At 34.7% G+C, this 11,487-nt stretch carries 18 protein-coding genes and 1 pseudogene; 17 read left to right on the top strand and 2 right to left on the bottom strand.

Annotated features, from left to right (window positions below):
* The first annotated feature begins 24 nt into the window (after positions 1 to 24).
* The 3 genes from B9N62_RS10870 to B9N62_RS09135 all read left to right on the top strand — a co-directional run bounded on the left by B9N62_RS10870 (position 25) and on the right by B9N62_RS09135 (position 748).
* The gene (locus B9N62_RS10870; RefSeq protein WP_257640237.1) at positions 25 to 228 is read left to right on the top strand and encodes a hypothetical protein; all 204 of its coding nucleotides are present in this window, start codon (positions 25 to 27) and stop codon (positions 226 to 228) included.
* Between the two features lie 134 nt (positions 229 to 362).
* Complete coding sequence (locus B9N62_RS09140; RefSeq protein WP_087579518.1) at positions 363 to 560, top strand: DpnD/PcfM family protein; 198 nt, start codon at positions 363 to 365, stop codon at positions 558 to 560.
* Complete coding sequence (locus B9N62_RS09135) at positions 557 to 748, top strand: DpnII family type II restriction endonuclease (protein WP_087585226.1); 192 nt, start codon at positions 557 to 559, stop codon at positions 746 to 748. The genes B9N62_RS09140 and B9N62_RS09135 overlap by 4 nt, the downstream gene beginning before the upstream one ends.
* On the opposite strand, the gene B9N62_RS09130 is transcribed toward B9N62_RS09135, so the two are convergent.
* Positions 704 to 1,000 carry a type II restriction endonuclease gene (locus B9N62_RS09130; protein ID WP_257640236.1) on the bottom strand — a complete coding sequence of 99 codons (297 nt, stop codon included), beginning with the start codon at positions 998 to 1,000 and terminating at the stop codon, positions 704 to 706. The two genes, B9N62_RS09135 and B9N62_RS09130, sit on opposite strands and share 45 nt — an antisense overlap.
* A 12-nt stretch (positions 1,001 to 1,012) precedes the next feature.
* Between B9N62_RS09130 and B9N62_RS09120 the strand changes: the two genes are divergently transcribed.
* The 14 genes and pseudogenes from B9N62_RS09120 (at position 1,013) to B9N62_RS09060 (ending at position 10,714) form a co-directional block, all read left to right on the top strand.
* Positions 1,013 to 2,170 (top strand): DpnII family type II restriction endonuclease, encoded by a 1,158-nt coding sequence (locus tag B9N62_RS09120; protein WP_374188117.1) that lies wholly within the window; start codon positions 1,013 to 1,015, stop codon positions 2,168 to 2,170.
* Positions 2,160 to 2,294 (top strand): annotated as a pseudogene (locus tag B9N62_RS10860) (hypothetical protein); the annotation flags it as partial. The gene B9N62_RS09120 and the pseudogene B9N62_RS10860, both read left to right, overlap by 11 nt.
* Before the next feature lie 162 nt (positions 2,295 to 2,456).
* A complete protein-coding gene (locus tag B9N62_RS09115) occupies positions 2,457 to 2,897 on the top strand; it encodes an isoleucyl-tRNA synthetase (RefSeq protein ID WP_087585224.1) in 441 nt (146 codons plus the stop codon).
* A gap of 49 nt (positions 2,898 to 2,946) precedes the next feature.
* Positions 2,947 to 3,498 (top strand): DUF507 family protein, encoded by a 552-nt coding sequence (locus tag B9N62_RS09110; RefSeq protein WP_087578297.1) that lies wholly within the window; start codon positions 2,947 to 2,949, stop codon positions 3,496 to 3,498.
* Positions 3,498 to 4,616 (top strand): glutamine-hydrolyzing carbamoyl-phosphate synthase small subunit, encoded by a 1,119-nt coding sequence (gene carA, locus B9N62_RS09105; RefSeq protein ID WP_087585223.1) that lies wholly within the window; start codon positions 3,498 to 3,500, stop codon positions 4,614 to 4,616. The genes B9N62_RS09110 and carA overlap by 1 nt, the downstream gene beginning before the upstream one ends.
* 1 nt (position 4,617) lies before the next feature.
* Entirely contained in the window at positions 4,618 to 5,283 is a 666-nt protein-coding gene (locus tag B9N62_RS09100) for a sulfite exporter TauE/SafE family protein (protein ID WP_257640234.1), read from the top strand.
* 81 nt (positions 5,284 to 5,364) lie between these two features.
* Positions 5,365 to 6,048 carry a response regulator transcription factor gene (locus B9N62_RS09095; protein WP_087585222.1) on the top strand — a complete coding sequence of 228 codons (684 nt, stop codon included), beginning with the start codon at positions 5,365 to 5,367 and terminating at the stop codon, positions 6,046 to 6,048.
* Between the two features lie 92 nt (positions 6,049 to 6,140).
* Positions 6,141 to 7,628, top strand: coding sequence for a cytochrome-c oxidase, cbb3-type subunit I (gene ccoN, locus B9N62_RS09090; protein ID WP_087585221.1), 1,488 nt, complete (start codon positions 6,141 to 6,143; stop codon positions 7,626 to 7,628).
* Complete coding sequence (gene ccoO, locus B9N62_RS09085) at positions 7,628 to 8,293, top strand: cytochrome-c oxidase, cbb3-type subunit II (protein ID WP_084041629.1); 666 nt, start codon at positions 7,628 to 7,630, stop codon at positions 8,291 to 8,293. The genes ccoN and ccoO overlap by 1 nt, the downstream gene beginning before the upstream one ends.
* Positions 8,294 to 8,302: 9 nt before the next feature.
* Positions 8,303 to 8,512: a cytochrome c oxidase, cbb3-type, CcoQ subunit gene (locus B9N62_RS09080; RefSeq protein ID WP_021090915.1), complete on the top strand. Its 210-nt coding sequence runs from the start codon at positions 8,303 to 8,305 to the stop codon at positions 8,510 to 8,512.
* A complete protein-coding gene (locus B9N62_RS09075; RefSeq protein WP_087585220.1) occupies positions 8,500 to 9,363 on the top strand; it encodes a cbb3-type cytochrome c oxidase N-terminal domain-containing protein in 864 nt (287 codons plus the stop codon). Before B9N62_RS09080 ends, B9N62_RS09075 begins: the two co-directional genes overlap by 13 nt.
* Positions 9,363 to 9,575 (top strand): DUF4006 family protein, encoded by a 213-nt coding sequence (locus tag B9N62_RS09070; RefSeq protein WP_087585219.1) that lies wholly within the window; start codon positions 9,363 to 9,365, stop codon positions 9,573 to 9,575. The genes B9N62_RS09075 and B9N62_RS09070 overlap by 1 nt, the downstream gene beginning before the upstream one ends.
* A 106-nt stretch (positions 9,576 to 9,681) precedes the next feature.
* Positions 9,682 to 10,251: a hypothetical protein gene (locus B9N62_RS09065; RefSeq protein WP_087585218.1), complete on the top strand. Its 570-nt coding sequence runs from the start codon at positions 9,682 to 9,684 to the stop codon at positions 10,249 to 10,251.
* Entirely contained in the window at positions 10,244 to 10,714 is a 471-nt protein-coding gene (locus tag B9N62_RS09060; RefSeq protein ID WP_087585217.1) for a FixH family protein, read from the top strand. Before B9N62_RS09065 ends, B9N62_RS09060 begins: the two co-directional genes overlap by 8 nt.
* A gap of 123 nt (positions 10,715 to 10,837) precedes the next feature.
* Here the strand turns inward: B9N62_RS09060 and B9N62_RS09055 are convergent, their stop codons facing one another.
* Complete coding sequence (locus tag B9N62_RS09055) at positions 10,838 to 11,425, bottom strand: flavin reductase (protein WP_087585216.1); 588 nt, start codon at positions 11,423 to 11,425, stop codon at positions 10,838 to 10,840.
* Between the last annotated feature and the right edge of the window lie 62 nt (positions 11,426 to 11,487).

Here is an 11,487-nt window from a genome sequence, read left to right as displayed (position 1 = left end):
AAGAAACTTTGTGAGCTTGCTAGCTTGAGTGAGATATATAAATTTAGTTATGAAGATATCGTTAAAAGAGCAAAAACAATAGATGCAATATGGTTTAATGAAAGAAATTTACCAAACTCATTTTACGAAGTCGAGCATAGCACGGACTTTAAAAACTCACTAAATAAATTTTACGAACTCCAAGACTTTAATGCTAGGATGTTTATAGTCGCAGACAAAAAGAGGTAAAGAGAGTATGAAAGCGTTTTAAGAGCTAGCATCTACGAGCAGATAGCCCAAAAGGTGAAATTTGCTAGTTATGAAGATATATCAAAACAGCTTGAAAGAGAGAGTGAGCAAGCATTTATTAAAATGGGAATTTAATGAAAGAATTTGAAGTTGAGATAACTGAAATTTTAAGTAAAAAGATAAAGTTTAAAGCAAAAGATCAGCATGAGGCATGTAAGATCGCCAAAAAGGCTTATGAAAAGAGTGAGATCGTACTTGGAGCCGATGATTTTACAGAGGTGAAATTTAATATCTTGCCCATAAGTAAGCCAAACAATCAAGGTAAAAAATGAATAATATAACTCCTTTTAATGAATTTATGGCAAGTTTAAAAGAAACAAACGCTACGCTTGGCTACTTTTGTGATTTTAAAAAGTGTTCTAAAAATCTTGCAGAGGTTGCTATCAAACTTAATACTTTAAATTTCTTACTTGACTCAAAAGATTTGAAAACTGATATTTTCAGAGCGAAACCTTTCTGAGATCAAATTCGCAAAATTTGTTCCGCTACGGTTTTTTCTGGCGTTTGTGTCAAGTCCAACCTCCACGCCAAACACATAATCACATAAATTTTTAATTTTTCTATCCTTGAAAACTTCATCAAGCCCAGTATCTAAAAGAAAGCTGTAAATTTTCTCTGGCTCATCAAAATAACTCTTTAGCTCAAGTAAATTACCACTTGAACTCACAACTTTTCTACTACTTTCTCGAACGGCAATTAGTAAATTTAGCACCTCAAAGCAGCTTTGATATTCTCTAAAAAGGGTGAAAATATCAGCTTTCAAGCTGAAGTGTCAAGCTCAAATTCCCGCTTAAATTTAGGTAGTGATGTGAAAAGATTTGACTTTGTGATTCAGAGACAAAATATCACTTATCTAATCGAAGCAAATTTTTATAGTAGTGGTGGCTCAAAATTAAACGAAGTAGCAAGAGCTTACATCGAAATAGCCAAAAGGATCTCCCCTTTGTCAGAGTATAAATTTATCTGGATCACTGATGGCTGGGGTTGGCACGATGCTAGAAATAAGTTGCAAGAGGCCTATAAGAGTGTAAGGATTTATAACCTTGCAAATTTGCACCTTTTTATAAATGAGCTTAAAATGCGTAATGATTTCAGACTCATAAATGGTGACTGCTTCAGTGAATTGGCTAAATTTAAAGGCGAGTTTGATCTTATCTTTGCGGATCCACCTTATTTTCTTTCAAATGGCGGACTTAGCATCCAAAATGGACAGATAGTTAGTGTAAATAAAGGCAAGTGGGATGAGGGCACAGATATTGATGAGATCGATGAGTTTAACCTAAAATGGCTCAAACTCGCTAAAAATGCACTTAGTAATAACGGCAGCGTGATGATAAGTGGGACATATCACAACATCTTTTCTATAGGTAGGGCACTTCAAAAGCTTGATTATAAAATTTTAAACATAATTACGTGGCAAAAGACCAATCCTCCACCAAATTTTAGCTGCAGGTATCTAACACATAGTACTGAGCAGGTTATTTGGGCTAGAAAAGATGAGAAATATAAGCACATCTTTAACTACGAGCTTATGAAGTGGATAAATGGTGATAAGCAGATGAAAGATGTGTGGAGTTTTGCTGCGATTGCTCCTTGGGAGAAAGCATGCGGCAAGCACCCTACACAAAAACCACTTTCGCTTTTGATAAGGCTTATTTTGATGGCAAGTAATGAAAATAGTGTCATTTGTGATCCATTTGCAGGCTCTGCAACAACTGGCATAGCTGCAAATTTACTAGGTAGAGATTTTGTTGGTATTGAAAAAGAACCAGAATTTATAGATATTGCACTTAAGCGAAAGGCTGAGCTAGAAGCAAATTTCATAAATTTTAGAGATAAATTTAGTGATATAAAAATGCTTGAGAGCTTAAAATTTGGTTAGATTCAAGATACCTTACTTTACAACGATCCGTGCAGCACTTGCTGCTGCTAAGTCGCTAAGTGCAGTTCAAACTGGCAAAGCGCTTGAAGTAAAAAGCTTGCAAGAGTATTTATCTAAAAAATAATAAATTTAAGGCAGTTTAGCTTATAGCTAAACTGTTTTTAAAGTATTATTAGAAGCAACAGATGTCCATATATGGCGTTTTGCTTTGAATTTTAGTCTAGCTTTCATCAATCTAGTAATATTAAAGCTTATGTTTAATATAATCTCACCCAAAGGAGAGATTATGAAAATTTTAAATGCTTTTTTTACGGGTATTATATTTGTCCTTGCTTCTATTTTTACGTTATTTGTTGGAATTTACAACAACTACTTTTCTTACTATGGCATAAGCGAGTATTTTAATGTTATTTTTGTTGATAACGTGCCTTTCTTATGGCTTTTGCCCGTATTTTTTATATTTGGGTATTGCTTTTTTTATGCGCCTTTTAGAAAAATTTTTAGAGCCTTTTATTTAGTTTTGCTGATAGTTTGTGCTTTTAGTTGGTATCCTGACTTTGGACGCACTTTAGGAGAGAATTATTTTATGAGCAAATCGCTATCTTTAGATATCTCATCAAATTTAGAAAATGAGCAAAAGACTGATGGAAAGATACTTTATGAAGGACGAAGAGAAATTTATTTTTTAAGAAGCGATAATAATAAAGTCGTTAAAATTTCAAAGTAAAGTTTTACCTTTATTTAGTTAAAATGGCATAAAAATTTAAAGGTTTAAAATGCGTTTAAAACTCCCACACGTTCCGTATATTTCACATAAAATAGCAATAGATCTTCTAAATTGTGGTTTCGTAAGACTAAATAAAGGCATTGAGCCAATCGTAGCAAAAACAAGTGAAATTTTAACAGTAGATATTCAAAAAGAAAGAGCTTTAGATGAGCGAGTAAATGAGCTTTTGGAGAAAAATGAAGACGAGATGCAAACTATGCAAATCGACCGCAAAAATATGTTTTGGCTCGTTAAAAAGAAGCTTGCAGGCGAATTTGATGTAATCTTAACCCACGAAGATAGATTTAGTAATATCGCTCACAAAGTGCTTGAAACTATTTGGAAGAGTGGTCTTGTTGATTATAATGTATCTGAAAATCGTGTAAAAAATGTGATTTATAACTCAATAGACGAGTACTTAAAAAGCTATGAGAAGATAGAAGATGATGTCTATGAAATGATACAAAATTATAAACATAAGCTAATACCAGGAACTGATGAATATGATCTTGTCTTTGAGCGTTTGTATCAAGATGAGCTTAAAAAAAGAGGCATGCTTTAATGAAAGCTTATATCTACATTGAAAATGGTGTTTTTTTAGAAGCAAAAGCTTTTGGTGCTCATGGTGAGTGTGCAGGTGAGCTCGTTTTTAATACCTCGATGACTGGCTATGAAGAGATCATGAGCGATCCAAGCTATGCTGGTCAGTTTATCGTCTTTACGATGCCAGAAATAGGCATAGTAGGTATAAATGAAGATGATATGGAGAGCCTTAGAATTCATGCAAGTGGCGTTATAATGAGAAGCTACAATGAAATTCCATCAAACTACCGCTCGCAAAAATCTTTGGGAAAATTTTTCGAAGAGCAAGGTAAATTTGGCGTTTATGACATTGATACTAGATACCTTACAAAGATGCTACGTGACGAGGGTGCGCTTATGGCCTATATTTCAACGCAAATAAGTGATAAAGATGAGCTAAAACGCAGGCTTGAAAGTAGTGGGCGCATCGAAAATATAAACTACGTAAAAACAGTTAGTGCGATGGATGAATATGAGCACAAAAGAGGTGCATGGGATAGAAATTTAAAGTCATATAAGCCGTTAAAAAGTATTGGTAAAAAGATAGCTGTTTTTGACTTTGGTGTAAAGAGAAATATCTTAAATGAGCTATGTGAAACTGGTCTTGAAGTCATTGTCGTGCCACACGACACTAAGGCTGAAATTTTGATAGAAAAATTTAAAAATGGCGAGATAAATGGGGTATTCTTATCAAATGGTCCTGGTGAGCCAAAAAATTTAAAGGCCCAAATAGGCGAGATCAAAAAGATGATTGAGGCTAGGATACCTATATTTGGCATTTGTCTTGGACATCAGCTACTATCAAACGCCTTTGGATACGAGACATATAAGCTTAAATTTGGTCAGCATGGAGCAAATCATCCGGTTTTAAATTTAGAAACTAACGCGATCGAGATAACAACACAAAATCACAACTACAACGTACCTGAGAGTATCGCAGAAGTAGCTGTTGTGACTCATAGAAATTTATTTGACAACACAATCGAAGGCGTGAGATACAAAGACTATCCGATCTTTTCGGTCCAGCACCACCCAGAAGCAAGTGGTGGTCCAAGTGAGAGTAAATATATATTTAAGCAGTTTTTAGAAATTTTATAAGATGCAAAACATAAACCTTTACATGATTATCTCAGTTGCATTTTTAAGTAGCTTTAGTCATTGTGTAGGTATGTGCAGCGGATTTTTGAGTTTACAGACTCTATTTTTTAAAGGTAAGAATAAAATAGAAATTTTAATGCTAAGCACACTTTATAGTCTAGCTAGAATTTTTGCTTATGTAGTTTTAGGAGCTTTGTTTGGCGCCTTTGGAGCTGTTATTAGCTTTAGCATGCAAGTAAGAGGTCTTATATTTTTCATAGTTGGCTTAGTGATCGCGTTTATCGGTATTGCCTTGCTTTTTAGGGGTGAGCTTTTAAAATTTGTAGAGAATCAAAAGGCGCTTAATTTTGTAGTAAGAATTGCAAAAACAAGGATTCAAAAGAAAAATTTAACAAATTTTTTATTACTTGGTTTTTTAAATGGCTTTTTGCCTTGTGGTGTGGTTTATTACTTTCTAGCACTTGGGATTTTAAGTGCAAATTTTATTGATTCGTCTTTTATAATGCTTGTATTTGGTCTTTGTACATTGCCAGCTATGCTTTTAGCTAGCTTTGTATTTGGAATTTTAAATGAGAAATTTAAAGACATAATGTTTAAGATTTCGGCTAGCATAATGATAATAAATGGAATTTATCTATCATTTTTAGGATATAGAGCAAATGCCTAAGATAGTTAAAGTAAGAGAGATAATTGTTAATTGCGTCAAAATTTATGAAGTTTGATAAATATAACCAAAAAGGAAGAATAAATGAGCAAGATTCTTAATAATCTAACTGTTCTTATCGTTGAAAATGAGGGAGATGGTAAAAAAATAGTACAAGAAGTTATGCGAGATAAATTCGAAAAAGTTATCACTGCTCAAAATGGCGATGAAGGACTTAAGAAATTTAAAAAATATAATCCAAATATGGTTATAACAGACGTTTTTATGCCTATAATGAATGGCCTTGACATGGCTAAATGCATTAAAGAAATTTCAAAAGATACACCTATTATAGTTTTTAGCACAAATAGTGAAAAAGAAACACTTCTAAAAGCGATAGATGTTGGTATTGATAAATACGTTTTAAAGCCGATTGATCTTGATGATTTTTTAGTTACGTTAGAAAATGTCGCTAAAAATAAGATAGAAACAGCAAATATTATTCAGGTTACAAATGGATATAGTTTTAATAAAATAAAACGTGTGCTTATCAGAGATGGTGTTGAAATTTCTCTTACAAAAAAAGAACTTGCTTTTATATCTTTACTCATAAAAAGACTTGGTACGCTTGTACTTCACGATGAAATAAAAAATGTTGTTTGGGTTGGTGAGAACGTGACAGAAGCTGCTATTAGGACCTTTGTTAAACGTGTTAGAGATAAAGTCGGTAGTAATTTTATAAAAAATGTTCCTGGACTTGGTTACAAAATAGATAGAAGACTCTCCTAGTAAAAGATAATTTATATTAATTAAGTCTTTTTATAGTTTTTCTACTCTAAAATAACTAAAAATTAATATAAATTTAACTAGGAGGAAAATTTATGCGACCATCCCAGTTGCTACATTATGATTATAGTGTGGCAAAACTCTTTATGTTCTCCACGATATTTTTTGGTATTGTTGGCATGGCTATTGGTGTTTTGGTGGCTTTTCAGCTTGCCTGTCCTGATCTAAACTATATAGCTGGTGAGTATTCGGCATTTGGTAGATTGCGTCCTCTTCATACTAATGGTATCATTTTTGGTTTTATGCTCTCTGGTATATTTGCCACTTGGTATTACATAGGACAGCGTGTCCTAAAAGTATCAATGAGTGAATCTCCGTTTTTGATGTTCATTGGTAAGCTTCATTTTTGGCTTTATATACTTGTTATGATTCTAGCTGTTGTGACACTTTTTATGGGCGAGAGTACGTCTAAGGAGTATGCCGAGCTTGAGTGGCCACTAGATATTGCAGTAGTAATAGTCTGGGTGCTTTGGGGTGTAAGTATATTTGGGCTTATTGGTATACGCCGCGAGAAGACACTTTACATCTCAGTTTGGTATTACATTGCTACATTCCTTGGCGTTGCTATGCTTTATCTATTTAATAACATGGAAATTCCAACAAGACTAGTTAGTGGATATGGCTCATGGCTACACTCAGTTTCGATGTATGCTGGCTCAAATGATGCCTTGGTTCAGTGGTGGTACGGTCACAACGCAGTTGCGTTTGTATTTACAGTAGCGATCATCGCCCAAATTTATTACTTCTTACCAAAAGAGAGCGGACAGCCGATATTTTCTTATAAGCTTTCGCTATTTTCATTCTGGGGTCTTATGTTTATCTATCTTTGGGCTGGCGGTCACCATCTAATATATACTGCTGTGCCCGATTGGATGCAGACTATGGGTTCGGTTTTTTCTATTGTTTTGATTTTACCTTCTTGGGGTTCAGCTATTAATATGCTTCTTACAATGAAAGGCGAATGGACACAACTTCGCGAGAGCCCACTTATTAAATTTATGATTCTAGCTTCAACTTTTTATATGTTTTCAACTCTTGAAGGTCCTATCCTAGCTATCAAATCTGTAAATGCACTAGCTCACTATACTGACTGGGTACCAGGACACGTACATGATGGCGCACTTGGCTGGGTTGGTTTTATGACTATGGCGGCACTTTATCATATGACGCCACGTGTCTTTAAGCGCGAAATTTATTCAAAATCTTTAATGGAAGCTCAATTTTGGATACAAACAACAGGTATCGTTTTATACTTTGCTTCGATGTGGATTGCTGGTATTACGCAAGGTATGATGTGGAGAGCGACTGATAGCTATGGAAATTTACTCTACTCATTTATTGATACTGTTGTAGTACTTATACCTTATTATTACATTAGAGCTATTGGTGGACTTTTGTATTTGATTGGCTTTTTGATGTTTGCTTATAATATCTACAAATCAACTTCTGCTAAAGCTATTTTGGCAGAGCCAAAAAGTGCAACGCCTATGGGCAGTGCTAAAGCCAATGCGGAGGTGATGTGATGTTTGCTTGGTTAGAAAAAAATCCATTCTTTTTTGCAGTTTGCGTCTTTATCGTCATAGCTTATGCTGGCGTGGTAGAAATTTTACCTGATTTCGCAAATAGAGCTAGACCACTCGAGGGTACAAAACCTTATACAGTTTTAGAGCTTGCTGGAAAAAATATATATATACAAAATGGTTGCAACACCTGCCACTCACAGATGATACGTCCGTTTAAAGCAGAGACTGATAGATACGGCATGTACTCGTTAAGCGGCGAATTTGCTTATGATCGTCCTCATCTTTGGGGTTCAAAAAGAACGGGTCCAGATCTTATGCGTGTGGGTAATTATAGAACGACAGATTGGCATGAAAATCATATGTTAAACCCAGCCTCTGTTGTGCCAGGTTCGATCATGCCAGCATATCCATTTTTATTTAAGAAAAATGCTGATATAGAGACCGCTTACGCTGAAGCACTAACTGTTAAAAAGGTCTTTAACACGCCTTATGATGAGAAAGATATGCCAGCTCTTGGTACTTTTGAGCAAGCAAATGCCAACGTGAAAGAGCAGGCTGCAAGTATCGTTGAAAGTATGAAAGATGAGCAAGTAAAAAGTGCTTTTGCAAAAGGGGAAATTCGCCAGATCGTGGCACTTATCGCCTATCTAAATAGCCTAAAATAGGAGTTAATAATGGATATTAGAGAACTTCAAGCTTATGGCTATTTTATTTTGACAGCATTTTTAGCTATCACTTTGTACGCTTATTTTTTTCATCTTTACAAAAGCGAAAAGCAAGGTAGAAGAAATTATGAGAAGTATTCAAGATTAGCCCTAGATGATGAGATCGGAAGTAAAATTTTAGAGCAAAAGGCTACAAAGGAGAGCGTATGCAATGGCTAAATTTAGAAGATAATATAAATTTACTTGCGTTAATAGGTGCCATCTTAATTATCGTACTAACTGTCGTTGTAGCTGGCAAGTATGTTGGTCAAATGAAAGTTAAAAAGGATGAAAGCGTAGAGCTTAGCGAGCACAACTGGGACGGAATAGGCGAGTATAAAAATCCAGTTCCATTCGGTTGGGCGGTAGTTTTTTTACTAACGCTTGTTTGGGCAATCTGGTATTATTTACTTGGTTATCCACTAAATTCTTACTCACAAATCGGTGAATATAATAAAGAGGTAAAAGAAGCAAACGCTAAATTTGAAAAAGATTATGCAAACCCAAGCAAAGAAACGCTTCATGCTATGGGAGAGAGCGTATTTTTGGTGCAATGCTCAGCATGTCATGGCATCACAGGCGATGGCATTGGTGGCAAAGCTGCAAATTTACAAATTTGGGGTAGCGAACAAGGAATAGTCGATACGATACTAAATGGCTCAAAAGGGCTTGATTATCCTATGGGTGAGATGCCAGCTGGGCTAGCCGATGCTGATGGAGCAAAGGCTATCGCAGCTTATGTTGCAAAAGAGATAAGCGCTATAAAAAGTACAAAAAATGAAAATTTAGTAGCTATGGGAAAAGAGCTTTACGCAGCTTGTGCAGCTTGTCACGGAGATGATGGCAAAGGCATGGATGGTATGTCGGCTGACCTTAGTAAATATGGCTCAAGTGAGTTCATAGTAGATGTACTAAATCGTGGTAAAAACGGCAACATCGGTGTTATGCCTAAATTTAATGATGGCAGATTAAATGAGATACAACAAAAAGCAGTTGGCGAATATGTCATATCGCTATCAAAGGGCGAATAATGGAAAATAAAAATAGAAACATCTTTGCTTTAAATGGCATTAGCGGTTATTTGGTGGCGGTTTTGCTTTTGCTATCTATCCTTGGCGTACTTACTTATATTGGTATTGGCTTGCAAAAAGATGTAGCAACCAAGCCTTACTCATTAAAAAATGCAAGTAGCATTGAGATGAAGAGCGTTGATAACGCTAAACACGTCATTATAAAGGAGTAGTGATGCTAGGCATAATAGAAAAAGCCATAATCTTGCTAATAGTTGTTGCAGGAGCTATTTGTGCGTGGTCAGTGCTTACATCAAACCACCTTTTTGTAGGCTAGGTGTGAGAAAATTTATACTCATTTTTATATTTTTGCTCCCACAAAGTTTGGCTTTGGGAGCAAATTTTGTGATAAACAATGATGAAATTCTAAGCCAAAAAGTAAGTATAAAGCTAAATGAGATCGGCAGTGAGCTTTACGCAAAAAGCGGTATAAATTTAGCAGTTGGCATATATAAAGATGGTGAGCTAGAAGCTCTTTTTAAAGAGCAAAACCTTAGCTCACCTTATGCTTTTTTACTGCTTATAAAGGATAAAAAGAAAGTAGAAATTTTTGCCGATTCTAATACTTCAAAGCTTTTTAATAAAAAACAAATTTTAAGTGTAAATCCAGAATCAGGGACGATAATTCCTATTTTGGTTTCTAAAAATGGCAAAGACGTCTATAATGCTGCTATATTAAATGGCTACGCTGATATTGCCGAACAAATCGCATCTAGCTTAAATTTTCAGCTTGAAAGTAGTGTTGGAAATTCAAACAAAACTACGTTAAATTTTTTAAGATTTTTCATCTATGGCTTGGTTGCATTTTTTATAATTGTTATCTTTTATAAAAAGGTAAAAAATGGATAAAAAAACCTTTTGGCCTTATGCTATTGTGCTTAGCTTCATTGCTATCATTATCGCTTGCGCAGTAACGATTATCATAGCGCTGAAACATCCAGTCGAGATGGATAGCTCCTATATGCAAAGCTACCAAAATGTCGATGAAAACATAACCTTTATCAAAGAGAGTGAAAAACGCTTTGATGAGAAATTTGATCTAAAATTTGAGCCAAATTTTAATGCCCTAAATGCTAAGTTTAAATTTCATCTAACCCCCCAAAAAGGAGAAATCTCGACTTTAAAATACGAAATTTTACTTACTCGCCCACAGACAAATAAAGAAAATAAAATTTTAAGAGCTTCATGGCAAGAAAATGATCTAGTAAGCGAAGAAACAAGTCTAAAAGAAGGCAGGTGGCAGCTACTTTTAAGACTAAGTGATACTAACGATACAAGGTATTATAAATTTGACCTTAATGTCACAAAATGATCTTAAGATTGTAGCTTTGGTATCTGAGAAAGATCTCAAAGCCAGATTTAAATTTTAACAAACTAATCTTTTTGGCTAAATTTAAAACCAAAATACTAAGTTTTTATCAAATAAAACTATAAATCAAATCTCTTTAAATCCAAAATTTAATCCCAAACGCTCGCAAGTGCCGACATATTCTTTAAATTTATAGATTAGTGGATGCCATTTTTGCGTATCTATCTTTTCATCTTTTAGCAAATTTTTATCTACAAAAATGCCTGTAATCTTGCAAGTAACGATGCTAAACCACTCTTTTAACTCTATCTTTTCTACAACTGTTTCTATCTGTATCTTGCACTCTTTTATTCTGACGGTTTTTGTATTTATGCCAGGCTCTTTGCTGAGATTTGCCACCTTAAATTTGTCATGCTCGTAGGTGTAGCCAAGATTCTTTTTTTCTTCTGGCACTTCACTATCGCCAGTTAGTTTTTCCATTTTTTGCACAGCTTCTAGCAGACTTTCATCACATAAATTTAGCGTGATATCTGAACCATTTTTGATATTTTTAAAGCCTTGATTTTCAATGCCTATGCCAAGCACCACTGTATTTCCTAACGTCCAAGAGGATGAAAGCACCGTGATATCATCGTTTGCACTTTTATCTTTTGTGGTGGCTAGCAAAACCGGAAAGCCGTAGTAAAAACCTTGTCTGTTTAACTCTTTATGCATTTTTGCTCCTTTTTTTGTGATTGTAGCTTTTGGCTCTTTAAGGCTTAAAATTTTAATGTATT

The sequence above is a fragment of the Campylobacter concisus genome (assembly GCF_002165785.1).
Classification (GTDB): Bacteria; Campylobacterota; Campylobacteria; order Campylobacterales; family Campylobacteraceae; genus Campylobacter_A; species Campylobacter_A concisus_W.
This window is presented reverse-complemented; position numbering and strand designations above follow the sequence as displayed.